The organism is Desulfotignum balticum DSM 7044 (genome assembly GCF_000421285.1).
Lineage (GTDB): Bacteria > Desulfobacterota > Desulfobacteria > Desulfobacterales > Desulfobacteraceae > Desulfotignum > Desulfotignum balticum.
Genome location: NZ_ATWO01000001.1, coordinates 14,938 through 31,851, shown reverse-complemented (window position 1 = coordinate 31,851; position 16,914 = coordinate 14,938). Strand labels below are relative to the sequence as shown.

Here is a 16,914-nt window from a genome sequence, read left to right as displayed (position 1 = left end):
CATAAGGAGACGCAACCCATGAAACGCTGCTTCAGGTCGATATCGCTGCTGGTCTTTCTGATCATGGCCCTGGGCCTTTATGCCCCAATGGTCCAGGCGGAAACAGCTGATTCTCCGGAAGAGGTGGTCAAAACCTTTACCCACAAATTTTTTATGCTGGATGAGGACATGGCTGATTACCTGAGCCGGGAAGCCCTGTACAATGAAAATGACGTCAACCGCGTGGCCATGTACTTCCGGCTGCAGGAACAGGACGCGGCCCGGCGGGGGCTGGAAATGGATTATCTGAAAATGCGCCCGTTGCTCATAAAAACCCGGGTGGTGGAACAGGATGAAGATACCGCCGTCATCGAGTTGTCAGCCGTCATGGTCCGCAGCATCAATCCCCTTTACCGGATTGTGGGATATGTCTTCGGGTTGATCGAAGAACATGAATTTGAGACCACTGTCACGGCAGTCAAAGAGGACGGCACCTGGAAAGTGGGTCCCGGCGGATTTCCTCTGCCGGCCTGATCAGATTGCTGCATGCCGCCGGCGCCAACGACAATAAGCAAAGCCTGATCTCTCATTTCAAAAGGGCCACATCCGCAAGAAATTTTGTGACCACCTGTTTCAGGCAAAGGTTCCAGGCCCGGGCCAGGGTATCGGAACGATTTTCAGATGCCGGTTCAACGGCGCTGTAGACCTGATTGATCACCGGCATGAACCCGGCGTCGGTCTGTTTTTCAAGCCGCAGCCGCAGCGTCATGACGGCCCGGGGATGTTTCGGGTCCTGGATATCGGCATACAGGTGCGTAATTTTTCCGGACAAACGAAACGCGATTCGATCCGGCTCACTGGTCGGCACCTGCCGGAAGAAAACCGAGCCATCCAGCGATTCCTGAACCGCATCCGAAATCATCCGGGCCGGAGAAACCATGAATTTATTGTAATAATCATTGGTGAACCGGTTGTCAGATACTTTGTAAACAAAAAAACTGCTTTCAAATTCAGCAGAAATATCGAACTGACGGATCAACAGGCCCTGACCGGTTTCAAACCCGGCCGCAGTGCGGTTGATCCGGGGCGACTCAATCACAAACAGGCGGGTTTCCGGAAAATCCCGGACAATCCCGGCGCATCCTGACAGCAACAACACACCCGCCAGAACAACCACTCCGGTTGCAACAGCCCCACAGATCCAGAACGGTTTCATCTTCCCCCCTCAGAAGGTTCTTCCGGCGGTTTGGGCGGCCTTTCCAGCAGCAGGCGGGCGGGATATCGCCGGATTTCCAGACTCATCTGCTTCAGATTTTCAGACGTGTGTTCAAAATTACTGATGGTCCGGTTGATGGTGTCACTGTTGAGCCAGACCAGGTTTTCCAGCATGGCGATCGTGGTGTTCAGGCTTTCCATGAGCCCGTCCACCTGTTGAGACAGCGCCGTGAGCCGGGTGTCGGTGCGCGCTTCCAGATTTTGTGTCAATGTTTTAGCGCTGGCTGCGGCATGGCCCAGGTCTTCGAGGGTCTGATTTACAGGGTCCCGGACATCGGTCACCAACGTCCGAAAGCCGCTGAAAGATCCTTTGGCGTCCTGGATCATGCCACGGAAATCCGGAGATTCAAGGATTTCAGACAAAATGCGGCTGGTGTTCCGGACCTCGTCCATCATGGCTGAAGTCCGCTGGGAAATCCCGGCCATATCCAATGCCGCGGTTTTTTGATTCAATGTTTCCAGCAGTTTTTCCAGGTTGCGGGTCATTCCCATGACATTGATCTCGGTCAGGTTTTCCAGAATCAGGTTCATTGCATCCCCCAGACGCTTGATACTGCTTTTCCGGGACGGGATATACAGGTTGTCCGGGGTCCAGGTAATGTCAACCGGATCGCCAATGTTTGGCAGATAATCGGTTTCCAGATATGCGGCCCCGGTAATGCCCTTGAAGCTCAGATACACGGTGAGTCCTTTGTCCACGGCCGCTTTGACCGCGTCTGCCGGGTCCTGGTTTCCGTTGGGGGGAAACGCGTCCAGATCCAGGGCAAACACCACCAGCACACACTGGGACTGGGCCTGATACACTTTGACCGGCGTGGTGATGGCTTTGACCGTGCCGATGCGTACGCCCTTGTATTTGACTTCAGATCCCACATCCAGCCCCTGGACGGACTCGTCAAAGCAGGATTCGGCCAGGATCTCTTTTTTCAGAAATTCTCCGGCCCCGAACATGAGGAGAAACCCGACGCCCAGGCAGAAAGCCGCGATCACGAACAGGCCGAGTTTAAAATAATTGGCATTTTGGGTCATGGTTTTTTCTCTTTTTCAGGGTCCCGGTTGAAAAACCGGTACGCGTATTCGTTGGCGGGATCCGCTTTCAGGTCTTTGGGATGGCCTGTGGCGATGATCCCTTTTAATTCTTTTTCCAGTATGATGGTGTTGTCGGCAATGGTAAGAATGCTCTCCAGTTCATGGGTGACGATCACAAACGTGATGCCCAGGGTCTGGGCCAGATCTTTGATGAGCAGATCCAGCTCTGCGGAGGTCAGCGGATCCAGACCGGCGGACGGTTCATCCAGAAACAGGACTCCGGGATCCAGGGCCATGGCCCGGGCAATGGCGGCCCGTTTTCTCATACCCCCGCTCAATTCGCCCGGCAGCAGATGGCTGTGCCGGATCAGATCCACCAGCCCGAGTTTGGCCAGGGCAAGGGTTCTGGCGGCTGCATCGGACAAAGCCGTAAACGCGGTCAGAGGCAGCATGATATTTTCCAGCACGGTCATGGAGCCGAACAATGCCCCGTTCTGGAACGCCACACCGATCTGCCGCAGCAGCCGGGTCCGTTCTTTTCCCCGGGCCGCCACCATGTCCTGACCATGAATCAGTACCTGGCCGGACACGGGCGGCAACAGCCCGATCATGTGCTTGAGCACGGTGCTCTTGCCGCATCCGGACCCGCCCAGGATCACAAAGATCTCTCCTTTGTTGATGTCAAAGGTCAGATCCTCCATAATGGCCTGGCCGTCATACCCGGCAAACAGGTGCTTCACTTGTATAATCGGTTCTTTCACACATCCAACACATAGTAAATAATTGAAAAAATCCCGTCAAACACGGCAATGAGAATGATGGACGACACCACGGCCCTTGTGGCGGCCTCACCCACGGCGGACGGCCCCTGACGGGTCTGGTATCCCCGGATGCATCCCGTGGCGGCAATGAGCACCCCGAACACAAAGCATTTGATCATCCCACCCACAAAATCCCCCCAGGACACAAATCCCACCACCTGGTTGTAATACGCGGAAAACGGATGCCCCATGGACAGAATCACCACGGCCCCTCCCAGGATTCCCACCAGGATGGCAAACACCGTGAGCAAAGGCGTCATCACCGTGGAAGCGATCACCCGGGGCAGGATCAGAAACCGCACCGGTTCCAGGCCCATGATGGTCAGGGCATCAATCTCTTCATTGATTTTCATGGTACCGATTTCTGCGGCAAACGCGGACGCAGACCGCCCGGCCAGGACAATGGCCGTCATCAACGGCCCCAGTTCCCGGACCATGGCCAGGCCGATAAGATTGGCCACATAGATTTCCGCGCCGAACATTTTCATGGGAATGGCGGACTGAAACGCCATGACCAGGCCCACAATAAAGCTGATCAGGGCCACAATGGGCAATGCATTCACCCCGGCCTGTTCCGCCACCCGCCACGTTTCACCCCACCGGATCCGGTTCGGGCGCACCAGGCTGGTACCGAAAAACCAGCAGATCTCCCCGAAAAACGCAATATAGTTTTTAACATCCTCCCAAAATTCGGCCAGGCTTTGGCCCTGGTTTGCCACAAACATCCGGATGCGGCCGGCAGGCGGTGCCGGGGCCGGTTCGGTAAGCTCATTCCGGGAAATCCGTTCCACCAGGGTGGCAGCGGCCGGGTCCAGTCCGGTGGTGCGGATGGATTTCAGGTTCTGTTCCCGGGCCGTCCGGTCAAGATGGACCACAAACGCGGCACCGGCCATGTCAAAATAGGTGACCCCGGACAAATCCAGGGTCAGGTCTGTCCCGGCATGGGTACCGATGCCGTCACAGGCCTTTTCCCATATCTTTGCAATGCCGTCGGCGTCCATGCGCCCGGAAAAAACAAGGGTCCGGCCCGTATCGGTGTGATTGATGTTCAGCTCAGTCACAGGATTCCCGGCCCACCGTGATTGTGACCCACTCTGCATCCGTGTCCCGGGTCAGTATGGTCAGCCCCTGCTGTTCCAGGGCTGTTTCCACATCCGGCAGCCGCTCCAGGATGATCCCGGAAAGAACGGCTCTGCCATCCGGGGCCATGCGTAGACGGATATCCGCCATAATGGCCACCAGGGTCTGGGCAATGATATTGGCGGCAATCAGGTCATATGGTGTGGGATCCATCTGATCCAGGGTGCCGGTACACAGGTGATACTGATCAGCAGACACCTCATTTTTCTCCAGGTTTTCCTTGGCCACAGCCACGGCCGCCGAATCCGTGTCAATTCCCGCCATCCGGGATGCCCCCAGTCTGGCAGCGGCAATCATCAGAATCCCCGACCCGCACCCCACATCCAGAAATGTCTGTCCAGGGCTAAGTTCGGCCTGAATCTGCTTCAAGCACATGCAGGTGGAAGGATGGGTGCCGGTCCCGAACGCCATGCCCGGATCCAGGTGGATCACCAGATCGTCCGGTTCCGGATCAAACGGTTGCCATGCTGGCTTCACCACAATGCGGTCTGTGATGCGTATCACATGAAAGTACGCTTTCCAGGCATGTGCCCAGTCCTGATCCGCCACGGTTTCCGTCCGGACAATCACATGGATGCCGTCCTGTGCCAGTGCTTCGGCCCGGCAAATGAGCTGTGCCAGAATTTTATCCGCATCCAAAGTTTCAGGCAGATACCCTTCAATGCGGTTGCCGTCGGGCACTATCGGCGTGGGCGTGCCGAACCCTTCGTCCGGTTCCGCTAAGGGCAGATGACACACCACGCCGTTGACACCGGATGAAAAAAACATGTCACAGATCAATTCTTCGGCCAGGGCCGGATTGTCTGATTCAAACCCGGCAATGATTTTTCGGTATTCCATGTGACTGCCCTGAGGATGTTTTTGAATCGGTTCTTGAATTTTTCATATGAAAAGATTATTTTTCATATTTTTGGCAAAGTCAAATTGTATTTTACACAAAACCATTTCCGGCCCTATGAAAAACCCGTATCAAAACCTGGTGATCCACTATTTTGAAGGCATGCTTTCCCTGGACACGGATATCTCATCTGATCCGCGGTTTCTGGGTCTCTGGCAGGAACAGGGCACCTCGTTCGTGTTTTTTTCCCAACCTGTGCCGGATCTGGCTGACCGGATAAAAACAGACAACCCCGGCGTCGAGTTCAAAGATGTGTATGACATGACCTGGGAGCAGTGGCACGGAGATGCCGTTCACCCCTATGATGTGGCGGATTTCTGTATTTTTCCGCCCTGGGAGGTCCCTGAACACATCCATGGAAAACGTCCGGTCATGATGGATCCGGGCGTGGTGTTCGGCACGGGGCTTCACCCCACCACCCATGACTGCCTGGATCTCATTTGCCGGGTGTGTGCATGTGAACCCGTCCACACGGTGCTGGATATCGGCACCGGTACGGGGCTTCTGGCCTTAGGGGCCGCGGCCATGGGATGTGACCGGGTTTTGGCCTGTGATTTCAATCTTCTGGCAGTGAAAACCACCAAAAAAAACATCGCCCTCAACCACTGGGACGACCGGATACTGGCGTTTCAGGCCAGAGGCGAAACCACTGTGGACCTGCCCTGTGATCTGCTGGTGGCCAATATTCATTATGATATCATGCGGCAGTTGCTGGACAGCCCGGAATTTGTTAAAAAACCCCGGGTCATTCTGTCCGGGCTGCTGCGGTCCGAGGCCCGGGACGTGGCTGCGGCCCTGGAAAAAAGACAGATGACCATTCTGGAGCACCGAAGCCCGGACGGGATCTGGCACACGTTTCTGGCCCGTCCCCGGGCAGACCGTCCCAAACACGCCCCGGTCCGCAGTACCGGCTCAATTTCCGGAACCGCAAAGGAATGATCCCCTCCCATGTCCCATGATCCTGCATTTGTTTTCCGCCAGGCCCTGACCCGGACCACCCTGGGCGCTGTGATGATCAGTTTTTCCGCGGTATTTGTCAAAATCGCCCAGGTGACCCCCACGGGGTCTGCATTTTACCGGGTGTTTTTCGGCGGTTGTTTTTTGCTGATCATCCTGCTGGTCCGCCGGCAGATGCAATGGTACGGATGGCGGTTTCTGAAGCTGGCGTTGATCACGGGCCTGTTCTTTGCCCTGGACCTGTATGCCTGGCATCGCAGCATCCAGTATGTGGGGCCGGGCCTGGCCACGATTCTGGGCAACTTTGAGGTGTTCATGGTGCCGGCCGTGGCGTTTGTGATTTATGGTGAAAAACCCTCGGTCCGGCTGCTGATTTCCATCCCCCCGGCCATGATCGGGCTGTTCATGATCGTGGGCACCCCCTGGGGCCAGCTGACACCGGATTTCCGTCTGGGCATTTACTACGGCATTGCCACGGCCGTGTTCTACACGGGTTTTCTCATGGTGTTCCGGCGGATGCAGTCCGAGGCCGACAGCCCGCCTGTGGTGTACACCCTCATGGTGGTGTCCTTTGCCACGGCCCTGTTTCTGGGGCTGGAAATGGTACGCAACGCAGAATCGTTTGCCATCCCGGACATGCCGTCTCTGGGCGCCCTGGTGGGGCTGGGCCTGATGTGCCAGACCCTGGGCTGGTTACTCATCGGCCATTCTCTGCCCAGAATTCCGGCGGCCATTGCCGGGCTGGCCCTGCTGCTCCAGCCCTCATTGTCCTTTGTATGGGATGTGCTGTTTTTCAACCGGGAGACCTCGGCCATGGCCTGGACCGGGGTGGTGCTGGCCCTTTGCGCCATTTATATCGGTACCACCAGCAGCCGGACATGAAAAACGGCCTGACTGTGGACGGACAACGCTGAAAAAGCGCCTTGTCCCACGGGCACACCGGGTGTTGACACCGGCCAAAACCCGGTCTATAAGAACCCATGGCCCAGTTCACCCAAAGTGAAAAAGATGTTTTCCGCACGGCCCCGTTTTTCAAGGGTGTTCCGGCAGATGTGGTGTTCCGGCTGTTTGACATCGGAGATGCCGTCCATTTCCCCAAAAACACCCATGTGTCGGCGATCGGGGACACGGTGGATCCGGTTTTTTTGTCATGTCCGGGCTGCTGCGGATCAGTGCGTGTGCGGAAAGCGGCCGACGGATCACGTTTCTGCTGGTCAAACGGGGAGAACCCTACAACCTGCTGGGCCCTTATCTGGACTGCGGCCGGTTCCTGGAAGCTGAGGCGGCCCGGCCCACCCGGTGCCTGCGCATCCAGGGCAATCAATTCATGACTTTTGTGACTGACCATCCGGTCATCGTTCCCAATATCCTTCGATGGATCGGCATCGGTCTGGACAGTGCCAACTCCCGGATTTTGGATCTGATGGAAAAAAAAGTGGAAAACCGGGTGCTCCGGGTGCTCAGCACTTTGTACGAAAAATTCGGGACCCCGCTGCTGTTCACCAGCCAGGAAATATCGGAAATCGCCGGCACCACGCCGGAATCCACCCTTCGAACCATGGGCCAGCTCCGGGACATGGGCATCATCACCACCCAGCGGGGACAGATCCGGATTCATGATCCGGCAGCCCTCAAAAATATCGAATTCGGCAGCCTGAAAATCTAAATCCCTCTTTTTTCCCTTTTTTTGATAAAAAAGCCGTCAACATGACGGCCGTCATGGATGTGGTTGTAAAAATCCTGTTTTATGGAGGACAAAAGAATTGTAATCCGTAAAAAAGGAAAATACACCATGACCCCATATGATATCGTTATAATCGGTGCCGGCCCTGCCGGCCTGACTGCAGCCATCTATGCCGTCCGGGCCAACATGTCCGTGCTGATCGTGGATCAGCTGGCCCCGGGCGGCCAGATGGTGAATACCAATGAAATTGAAAACTACACCGGCACGGGCCGCATCAACGGGGCCGAGCTGAGCATGAAAATGTATGAACACACCCAGGAACTGGGGGTGGCGTTTGACTACAAAACCATCACCGGCATCACGGACAACGGCCCTTTCAAAATTCTGGCCAGTGAAGAAGATGACACAAAAATTGTCACCCATGCCGTGATCATCGCCACCGGCACCATCCCCAGAAAACTGGGCATCTCCGGTGAGGACCGGTTTGCCGGGGCCGGGATCAGCTGGTGCGCCATCTGTGACGGGGCCCAGTACCGGGACAAGGATGTGGTGGTGATCGGCGGGGGCAACTCCGCCGTGGAGGAATCTTTGTATCTGGCCGGCATTACCCATTCTTTGACCATTGTCACCATGTTCGATCTCACGGCCGATCCCAAGGTGTGCGGACAGCTCCGGGCCCTGCCCAATGTCACCATCTATCCATATCAGGAAGTGCTTGAATTCACCGGACAAGACGTTCTGAACGGAGTGCGGTTCAAATCCACGAAACAAGATCAAAAAGAACGCCATGTCCACTGTGACGGGGTGTTTGAATACATCGGCCTGGAACCCACCTCCAATGCCTTTGGACACCTGGGCATCCTGGATGACATGGGCTTCATCCAGGTGAATGAAGATATGCAGACAACGATTTCCGGCATATACGGGGCCGGGGATGTGACCGTGAAAAAACTGCGGCAGATCGTGACCGCCTGCTCCGACGGTGCCATTGCCGCCAACAGTGCGGCCAAATATGTGGAAAAACTCAAAGGCGAGACCACGCCTTGATATAACAACGTCCGGATAAAACATTCCGGCTCAATACCCATGAAAAGGAGAAACCATGATTCAGGAACTGGATACCAACGGATTTGACCAGCTGGACAAATCCGGGTCCATGATGGTGGAATTTTATTCCAAAGTCTGCGGCCCCTGCAAAATGCTGGCGTTTGTGCTGCGCGACATTGACAAGCTCAAACCGGAATTTCCCATCTTTACCATTGATTTTGACGAAAACAAGGAATTAAAGGAACGCCTGGGCGTGAAGGGATTTCCCACCATGCTGTTTTTAAAAGACGGCGAGGAAGTCAACCGGATCACCGGTCTGCAGCAGAAACCCGCCATTGTCAAAGCCATAGACGAGATTTTATAACCCCGCCGTGACCCGGGGTCTCATATATTGCAACAGATAAAAAGGAGATGTAAGACCATGAGCAACAAAGTGACCTATAACAGCTACGACCATCTCATCACCCGCCAGGCCAACGCGGAAAACCAGTTTCTGGCGGATTTTGAAAAACAGACCTACACCATTGACACCCCGTTTGTCGTGCACAACCCCTACCTGATCAATCCGTTGTGCGCACTGGTGATGTTTAAAACCACCCAAAAGGTCGCACCCACGGTGACCGTATGCGGCAAACGGTTTGAAAGAGAAAACCTGCCCCACACCTTTGCAGCGGACACGGTGCACAAGCTGCCGGTCCTGGGGCTGTATGAAGATTTTGCCAACCAGGTGACAATCTCTTTGCCCGACGGCACATCCAAACAGATCACCATCCAGACCGGAAAACTGCCTGAAGATGTGTGCCGGTGCCTGAACGTGATGACTTCCGCCGATTATCTGGAAGACAATTTCATGTTTCTGACCCCGGCCGGCAAAAACCTGCCCACGGCTTACGACTACAAAGGCGATATCCGGTGGATGCTCACGGAAAACACCATGTTTGACATCAAACGGGCTGCCAACGGCAATATTCTCACCGGTTCCAGCCGGTTCTGCCGCATGCCCTACAATTCCACGGGCCTGATCGAACTGGATATGCTGGGCAAAATCTACAAGGAATACCGGCTGCCCGGCAACTACCACCATGATCACTTTGAAATGGAAGACGGCAACCTGCTGGTGCTGACCCAGGATTTCACCCGGGATACCGTAGAAGACATGTGTGTGCTCATTGACCGCAACACCGGTGATATCCTCAAAACCTGGGATTACAAGACCTTCCTTCCCCAGGATGTGGCCGGTTCCGGATCCCAGGATGCCCATGACTGGTTCCACAACAACTCGGTGTGGTATGACAAGCCCACCCATTCTTTGACCTTTTCCGGCCGGCACCAGGATGCCGTGGTGAACATCGATTTTGATTCCGGCAGGCTCAACTGGATCGTGGGAGACCCGGAAGGCTGGCCTGAAGAGATGGTAAAAAAATATTTTTTCACCCCCGTGGGGGATGTAAAGAATTTTGACTGGCAGTATGAGCAGCATGCAGCCCTGATCACGCCGGAAGGGGATGTGATGTGCTTTGACAACGGCCAGTACCGGGCCAAGAACAAAGACAATTATATCAAGAACCGGGACAATTTCTCCAGAGGGGTGAGATACCGCATTGACACCGAAAAAATGGAGATCGAACAGGTGTGGCAGTACGGCAAGGAGCGGGGCCAGGAATTTTTCTCTCCTTATATCTGCAATGTGGAGTATTATGCAGACGGGCATTACCTGATCCATTCCGGCGGGATCGGATTCAAGGATGGCTGGGCCGACGACGGGCTGGGCGCATTCCTGGATCCCAAAGACCCGGCTGTGGAGCTGCGGTCCGTGACCGTGGAGGAAAAAGACGGGGTGGTGCTGTACGAACTGGAAACCCAAGGCAATTTCTACCGGGCGGAAAAACTGCCCATCTACCATGACAAAGACAATGTGCGGTTCGGTGCGGGTCAGCTGCTGGGACAACTGGATGTCACCCCGGAATTTGACACCGTGCCCGATGCTCAAGAAGTCAATGAACAGCCGGATGCCTGGCACAATGTGGTGATCGAAGAAGATGAAGACCGCATGGTGTTTCACGGCCGGTTTGAAAGAGGCACCCTGGCCATGATCTGCCTGGAAGGAGATGCCGACAGCCATCATTATTTTCTCAACACCTCGGCGGTCGTGCATCTGGCCATGTGCTCGGGCGCGTTTCTGGAAGACGATGACCGGGAACTGAAACTCAACATCAGCAAACAGGGTTTGAAAGGAAAATACCAGATCAAGCTGATCATCAACGACAAGAAATTTGACACCGGCGTTTCCATTTTCTGTCCGTAAAAGTCAACCTGAAAAAAGGAGACCGTTTTATGCAAGCCGACAACACCATTGCCGCAGACGGCGGCAACGTCAGGGCTTCCCAGGAGGCTGCGGCCGGAGCCGACCGCAGCCCGGCGGACAGAAAGCAGATGATTTACTGGGCCGTGATCGTGATTGCCCCTTTGATCGTCATGATGGTGCCCACGGGCGAGACCTTTACCCCGGTGATCCGGAATTTTCTGGCCATCACCCTGTGTGCCATCCTGATCTTTGCCTTTGAAACCCTGCCCCAGATGATCCCGGCCATTCTTTTGCCCGTGGCCTATGTGGTCACGGGGATCGCCCCGGAACAGGCGGTATTCGGACCCTGGTCCACCAGTGTGCCGTGGATGTTCATGGGCGGGATTCTCATGGCCAACTGCCTGGAAAGCGCAGGGCTTTTGCGGCGGGTGGCCTACTGGTGCATCATCAAGACCGGGGGGACCTACAACCGGATTTTATACGGCATCATGTTCACGGGCATCATCCTGAACCTGCTGATCCCGGCCCAGGCCGTGATCCCGCTGGCTGCGTTCACCTACGGCATCTGCCTGGCCCTGGATCTGGGCCGGTCCAAAGAATCGGCAGGCATCATGCTCACCGGTGCCATGGCGGCCCTGACACCGCTGTATTTCTTTTACAATCCCAATTTCAACATCATTGCCGGGGCAGGCATCACCGTATATGATGTGCCCATGACCTGGTTTCTGTATCTGTTTCACAATGCGCCCATGATACTGTGGTCGTTTTTCTGTGTATTTCTGATCACAAAAATATTCAAGCCGTCCAAAGAGATCAACTGCAAAGCCTATGTCAGTGAGGCCTATGACAAACTCGGAACGTTGACATCCAAAGAAAAAAAAGGATTGTTCGTCACGGTGCTTCTGGTGATTTTCCTGATGACCGGGGGGCTGCACCACATCAATATCGGTTGGGGGTTTGCCGTGGCCGGGTGCCTGATGTATCTGCCGGGCATCCGGGTAGGTACGGAGGACGACATCAAACGGATCAATTTTTCCCTGCTGTTCTTTGTCACGGCATGCATGGCCATCGGGGCCGCATCCAATGTGCTGGGCATCGGGAAAATTATTGCCCAGTATTCCACACCCATGATGGAAGCCAGCGGCAGCATGTTCACACTGGTGCTGGTCTGGGTGTTGAGTGTGGTGTCCAATTTCATTATGACACCGCTGGCCATCTGGGCGGCATTCACCGCACCCCTGGCGGAAATCGCTTTGAGTGTGGATATCAATCCGTTCTCTTTTTACTATGTCATTAATATGGCCACCAACCAGATCATTCTGCCCTATGAATATGCGCTGGTGCTGATTTACTTTTCCTTCGGCCTGATCCGGCTGCAGGATTTCGTTAAATTTTTCAGCATTAAAATGGTGTTCAATATCATTTTCATCGTGCTGATCATGATTCCCTACTGGAAGTTCATCGGCCTGATCTGATTCCCATCCAGCCGCCGTCCCTGTCATTCTTATGGACGAACGGGGCGGCGGCTGCTACAATACAGGCCATGCAAAAATCCATTCTACTGACCATATTGTCGGCCATTTTCATTGTTTTTGTGGGCATGGGCATCATTGCGCCCATTCTGCCCATATATGCGGAAGAACTCGGGGCCACGGGTTTTGCTTTGGGCATCATCATGGCTGCCTATGCCGTGAGCGGCGGACTTTTGCAGCCGTTTGTGGGCACCCTTTCGGACCGGTACGGCAGAAAACGGTTTCTCATTGCCGGGCTGATCATGTTCGGGTTAACCGGATATGTGTACACGATTGCCGGATCCGTCACCCAGCTGGTGTTGATCCGGTTTTTCCACGGGGCCGGATCGGCCCTGATTTTTCCCATTGCCATGGCATATATCATTGATGCATCAGCCGAAGACACGGTGGGCAAATACATGGGCTGGTTCAACATCGCCATTTTCACCGGTATCGGGGCCGGACCGATACTGGGCGGATTTTTCCTGGATCTGATGGGAAAAAACGCCGGGTTTTATGCCATGGCCCTGCTCAGCCTTGTTTCAGCCGCCCTTGTAATCGCCATTCTTCCCGGCCGGGACCCTTCCAGTGTCACTGAAGCGCCGGTGCGCATCTTTTCCCTGTTCCGGCGGATGATGCAAAGCCGGCGGGTGCGGGGCATTCTGCTGGCACGCATGGCCACCATGATCATCATGGTCCCCACCTTTGCGTTTCTGCCGCTTTTGATGACCCGGCAGATGGGCGCCAGCGGATCTGAAATCGGAATGGTGATCGCCTGCCGCACCCTGGTCAATGCCATATTCCAGGTGCCGTTCGGAAAGCTGGCCGACTCCCGGGATCAGAACCTGCTGCTGCTGGCCGGCACCGTCTTGATCGGCGTCACCATGTGTTGTGTCCCCTTTGCCACAGGCTTTGTTCCCCTGCTGCTTCTGTTCGCGGTAATCGGCCTGGGCGAGGCCATATCCTGGCCGGCCATGGGGGCGCTGGCCGCCACAGAAGGAAAAAAATTCGGTCAGGGATCCATGATGGGGGTGTTCAACATGGCCATGAACCTAGGGGTATTTATCGGGGCCATGGGGGTGGGCGCACTGGTGGATCTGTTCAGTATTGACTGGGCGTTTTATGCCGTGGGAATTGCGCTGATTCTCTGTGCTGTGACGGCCGCGGCCATGATCAAAAATCCATCCGTGCCAATTGAAAATAACTGATATTTCAATAAAATGACGGCAGCCCGCTCAGCCTTTCAGGCCGGGCGGGCTGCCGATTTTACGGGTATGTGTCTGGGGTTATTCCAGCTCGCCCCGCTCTTCCAGCACCTTTTTCAAGGTGGAAAGCGCCGTATTGGCCACGGGCACCCCGCCGTAGATACTGGTCTGAAAAATCACTTCCGCGATCTCTTCTTTTTTGCATCCCACGTTCAATGCCGCGTGAATATGCAACGCCAGTTCCTCGGGTTTTGACAGCACGGTTAAAGCCGCCACCGTAATCAGCTGCCTTGTGGCGTGGGGGATCTTTTCTCTGGCATACATCTGGCCGGTGATATACAACGACATGTCGCGGGCCAGATCCTTGTCAAAGAACCGCCACAGGTTATAGGGTTTGTCCTCGTCCTTGACCGTGGAAAAATACAGCTTGGCCGTTTCCCCGGTTTTTTTCGCGATCTCTTTCGGGTCCATGGGATCCTCCTTTACCGGTTGGCTTTCCGGACTCCCAACTGATCCAGGGCGATAATCCATTTGCAGATATTGGCGGACCCTTCCACCATGGAATAGGTGGGTGCGTCTCTGTAGAACCGGGCGACGGGGTATTCTGTGGAATATCCATAAGCCCCCATGATCCGCATGGCATAATTGGAGGCTTTGGTAGCCACTTCTCCGGCCAGGTATTTGGCCATGGCCACGTCCAGACCGTTGTTGAGCTGGCCGTTGTCCTTGGCAACTGCGGCCTTGTAAACCACCAGGCGGGCCGCTTCAATTTCCGCAGCCATCTGGGCGATCATGTCCTGGTTCATCTGGAATTCACCGATTTTTTTGCCGAACTGTTTTCTTTCGCTGCAGTACTTGGTGGCCTGATCCAGGCAGGCCTGGGCCAGACCCACGCCGCCGGCCGCGGCAGACAGCCGGGTCTGGTTCAGGGAAGAAAACACGATCTTGGCGCCGTCACCGGGTTTGCCCAAAAGATTTTCCTTGGGCACCTTGACGTTGTCTAAAAACAGTTCCCCCGTGGGAGAGGAATGGGATCCCAGTTTTTCCAGGGCCGAGGTTTTGATGCCGGCAAAGTTCTGGGGTTCAATCACAAATGCAGACAGCCCCTTGGAACCGGCAGACTTGTCGGTGTACGCATAAAAGAGCAGGCAGTTGGCCACATGGGCATTGGAGATCCAGGTCTTGGACCCGTTGATCAGCCAGTGGTCGCCTTTGTCTTCGGCCGTGGACGCCATGGCCATGACATCAGAGCCCGCATCCGGCTCCGTGATGCCGAACCCGCCGATATATTCGGCCGTGCACAGTTTTTCCACATATTTTTTGCGCACTTCTTCATTGCCGTACTTGTAGATGGTGTAACCGCAGCCCAGTTCCTGCATGTTCACCTGGACCCGCAAAGAAGAGGACACCCGGGCCAGCTCTTCGGTGATGATCATGGCAGCCAGAAATCCGTTGTCCATGCCTTCTCCGCCGTATTCTTCCGGAATCACGGTACCGAAACAGCCCAAGTCCCGTCCCAGGGGCCGCATGGCTTCCTCGATGGGCAGGTAGTGGTTGGCATCCCATTCATCCGCATAGGGTTCAATCTGTTTTTTGGCAAAATTTCTGATCTCTTTCTGGATCATCTGAAGGTCTTTGGGTAATGTAAAATCCATGTTGTCTCCTTAAAAATTTACATATGTTGGGGTATAGGGTTATGATGGGTGACGGACTGGCCCATGGCCCGGGAAAAGGCCCGGGCTGCATCCATCAATACGTTGATACAATAAAAAAAATGGGTTTTGTCCCGGGTCCGGATTTCCGGAACGGCCAGACTCAGGCTGGCCAAAATCCGTTCCCGGTAATCAAATACAGGGGCACTCACGGACCCGATGCCCGGCGTTCGTTCCCCGAGGCTGACGGCATAACCCCGGAGTACGATTTTTTTCAGCTCCGCAGTCAGCACGTCTTTGTCCACAATGGTGTTGTCCGTCATGGGGGTCGGGGAAATGCTGTCAAAATATTCCTGTTGAAACACTTCCGAGGAAAACGCCAGCAGACATTTGGCCGATGCCCCGGCATACAGGGGGGACTGGTTGCCCACGGGCATGCCTGCTTTGAGCACCCGTGTGGATTCTATGGAGTCGATACAGATGCGCAGGTTTCCCTGAATCACGTTCAGGTAAACGGTTTCATGGGTCTGCCTTGCCAGTTCTTCCAGAAACGGCCGGCCGATGCCGGTCAGGTTGTTGGAATGGTTCAGGTTTTCCAGAAACCGGTAAAAGATATTGCCCACAAAATACTGCCGGGTTCTTGCATCCTGGCGGACAAACCCGTAGGATTTCAGAACGGTCAGAATCCGCTGGACCGTTGCCGGACTGAAACCCAGTTCGCCGGACAATTCCCGGATACCCCAGCTGGCCTTGATATCCTGGAATTTGAGCATGATTTCCAACGCTTTTTCAATGGCATTGAGTTTTTTGGTTTCCGTTGGTTTTGCCGGCGCTGCTTTCTGTGTCACAGGAATGATTTTATCCGTTGGTTTGTTTTACAGGTTAAAACATCGTTTCATATAACGAGTTAGCTAATCAAAAAATACCCCCCCTTGTCAAGAAAAAAGTTGATTAAATTTATGATTAAAAAATTGCTTGACAAACCCGCGTCATTCTTTCTATCTTAATTGACCATAGAACAGCGTTTTATGATATGAAACAAGCTTGGAAGGAAGAAGAGTTTTTATTTTCAGGCAGTTACAATAAAATTAAACAAAAGTTTCAGATGAAACCGCAACATTTTTTTTATGGTTGTCCGGCCGTGTATCCCAATGAATTCAGTGAATACACGGCCGGAAAAAATTATTCAATCACGACCATTACCTGGTTGGTGGCGACTTTGTCATCCACATTGACGGTCACTTCCTTGACCGTGCCGTCGATGGTGGCCGCAATGGGATTTTCCATTTTCATGGCTTCCAGGACCAGCATTTCCTGGCCTTCTTCAACCGCATCACCGGGTTTGACAGATACTTCGATGATGGTTCCGGGCATGGGGGCTAAAATCTCAGTGCTCATTCAGATCTCCTTT

19 protein-coding genes are annotated in these 16,914 nt (G+C 54.4%); 9 read left to right on the top strand and 10 right to left on the bottom strand.

What is annotated here, in order from left to right; translation table 11 throughout:
• The first annotated feature begins 18 nt into the window (after window positions 1-18).
• On the top strand, window positions 19-513 hold the full coding sequence (locus K365_RS0100190) for a hypothetical protein (protein WP_024333038.1): 495 nt from the start codon (window positions 19-21) through the stop codon (window positions 511-513).
• 52 nt (window positions 514-565) lie between these two features.
• Here K365_RS0100190 and K365_RS0100185 read toward each other — a convergent pair whose 3' ends face one another.
• The 5 genes from K365_RS0100185 to prmA are packed head-to-tail and all read right to left on the bottom strand — an operon-like array spanning window position 566 to window position 5,084.
• A complete protein-coding gene (locus K365_RS0100185) occupies window positions 566-1,195 on the bottom strand; it encodes a hypothetical protein (protein WP_006966609.1) in 630 nt (209 codons plus the stop codon).
• The gene (locus K365_RS0100180) at window positions 1,192-2,283 is read right to left on the bottom strand and encodes an MlaD family protein (RefSeq protein ID WP_024333037.1); all 1,092 of its coding nucleotides are present in this window, start codon (window positions 2,281-2,283) and stop codon (window positions 1,192-1,194) included. Before K365_RS0100180 ends, K365_RS0100185 begins: the two co-directional genes overlap by 4 nt.
• Window positions 2,280-3,044, bottom strand: a complete 765-nt coding sequence (locus K365_RS0100175) for an ABC transporter ATP-binding protein (protein WP_024333036.1) — start codon at window positions 3,042-3,044, stop codon at window positions 2,280-2,282. Before K365_RS0100175 ends, K365_RS0100180 begins: the two co-directional genes overlap by 4 nt.
• Window positions 3,041-4,165 carry an ABC transporter permease gene (locus K365_RS0100170; RefSeq protein WP_024333035.1) on the bottom strand — a complete coding sequence of 375 codons (1,125 nt, stop codon included), beginning with the start codon at window positions 4,163-4,165 and terminating at the stop codon, window positions 3,041-3,043. Before K365_RS0100170 ends, K365_RS0100175 begins: the two co-directional genes overlap by 4 nt.
• Window positions 4,158-5,084: a 50S ribosomal protein L11 methyltransferase gene (gene prmA / locus K365_RS0100165; RefSeq protein ID WP_024333034.1), complete on the bottom strand. Its 927-nt coding sequence runs from the start codon at window positions 5,082-5,084 to the stop codon at window positions 4,158-4,160. Before prmA ends, K365_RS0100170 begins: the two co-directional genes overlap by 8 nt.
• 115 nt (window positions 5,085-5,199) lie before the next feature.
• On the opposite strand from prmA, the gene K365_RS0100160 reads away from it, so the two are divergent.
• Together K365_RS0100160 and K365_RS0100155 are read left to right on the top strand one after the other, a co-directional pair.
• Window positions 5,200-6,081 (top strand): 50S ribosomal protein L11 methyltransferase, encoded by an 882-nt coding sequence (locus tag K365_RS0100160; RefSeq protein ID WP_024333033.1) that lies wholly within the window; start codon window positions 5,200-5,202, stop codon window positions 6,079-6,081.
• A gap of 9 nt (window positions 6,082-6,090) precedes the next feature.
• Window positions 6,091-6,981 (top strand): DMT family transporter, encoded by an 891-nt coding sequence (locus K365_RS0100155; RefSeq protein WP_006966615.1) that lies wholly within the window; start codon window positions 6,091-6,093, stop codon window positions 6,979-6,981.
• 86 nt (window positions 6,982-7,067) lie between these two features.
• Here K365_RS0100155 and K365_RS29010 read toward each other — a convergent pair whose 3' ends face one another.
• The gene (locus K365_RS29010; RefSeq protein WP_281167745.1) at window positions 7,068-7,190 is read right to left on the bottom strand and encodes a hypothetical protein; all 123 of its coding nucleotides are present in this window, start codon (window positions 7,188-7,190) and stop codon (window positions 7,068-7,070) included.
• Window positions 7,191-7,249: 59 nt separating this feature from the next.
• Here K365_RS29010 and K365_RS0100145 point away from each other — a divergent pair, with 59 nt between their 5' ends.
• From K365_RS0100145 to K365_RS0100115, 6 genes are all read left to right on the top strand, one after another.
• Window positions 7,250-7,765 carry a Crp/Fnr family transcriptional regulator gene (locus tag K365_RS0100145; protein ID WP_024333032.1) on the top strand — a complete coding sequence of 172 codons (516 nt, stop codon included), beginning with the start codon at window positions 7,250-7,252 and terminating at the stop codon, window positions 7,763-7,765.
• Window positions 7,766-7,891: 126 nt separating this feature from the next.
• Entirely contained in the window at window positions 7,892-8,830 is a 939-nt protein-coding gene (locus tag K365_RS0100135; RefSeq protein WP_024333031.1) for an NAD(P)/FAD-dependent oxidoreductase, read from the top strand.
• Between the two features lie 55 nt (window positions 8,831-8,885).
• Entirely contained in the window at window positions 8,886-9,194 is a 309-nt protein-coding gene (locus K365_RS0100130) for a thioredoxin family protein (protein WP_024333030.1), read from the top strand.
• Window positions 9,195-9,251: 57 nt separating this feature from the next.
• Window positions 9,252-11,135: an aryl-sulfate sulfotransferase gene (locus tag K365_RS0100125; protein WP_024333029.1), complete on the top strand. Its 1,884-nt coding sequence runs from the start codon at window positions 9,252-9,254 to the stop codon at window positions 11,133-11,135.
• Between the two features lie 29 nt (window positions 11,136-11,164).
• A complete protein-coding gene (locus tag K365_RS0100120) occupies window positions 11,165-12,610 on the top strand; it encodes an SLC13 family permease (RefSeq protein ID WP_024333028.1) in 1,446 nt (481 codons plus the stop codon).
• Window positions 12,611-12,678: 68 nt separating this feature from the next.
• Window positions 12,679-13,854 (top strand): MFS transporter, encoded by a 1,176-nt coding sequence (locus tag K365_RS0100115; RefSeq protein WP_024333027.1) that lies wholly within the window; start codon window positions 12,679-12,681, stop codon window positions 13,852-13,854.
• A 78-nt stretch (window positions 13,855-13,932) separates the two neighbouring features.
• Here the strand turns inward: K365_RS0100115 and K365_RS0100110 are convergent, their stop codons facing one another.
• The 4 genes from K365_RS0100110 to K365_RS0100095 all read right to left on the bottom strand — a co-directional run bounded on the left by K365_RS0100110 (window position 13,933) and on the right by K365_RS0100095 (window position 16,901).
• Window positions 13,933-14,322 (bottom strand): carboxymuconolactone decarboxylase family protein, encoded by a 390-nt coding sequence (locus K365_RS0100110; protein ID WP_024333026.1) that lies wholly within the window; start codon window positions 14,320-14,322, stop codon window positions 13,933-13,935.
• Window positions 14,323-14,333: 11 nt separating this feature from the next.
• On the bottom strand, window positions 14,334-15,506 hold the full coding sequence (acd, locus tag K365_RS0100105; protein WP_024333025.1) for a glutaryl-CoA dehydrogenase Acd: 1,173 nt from the start codon (window positions 15,504-15,506) through the stop codon (window positions 14,334-14,336).
• A gap of 17 nt (window positions 15,507-15,523) precedes the next feature.
• Window positions 15,524-16,351 (bottom strand): IclR family transcriptional regulator, encoded by an 828-nt coding sequence (locus K365_RS0100100; protein WP_024333024.1) that lies wholly within the window; start codon window positions 16,349-16,351, stop codon window positions 15,524-15,526.
• Window positions 16,352-16,685: 334 nt separating this feature from the next.
• Window positions 16,686-16,901, bottom strand: a complete 216-nt coding sequence (locus tag K365_RS0100095; protein WP_006966625.1) for a biotin/lipoyl-containing protein — start codon at window positions 16,899-16,901, stop codon at window positions 16,686-16,688.
• Between the last annotated feature and the right edge of the window lie 13 nt (window positions 16,902-16,914).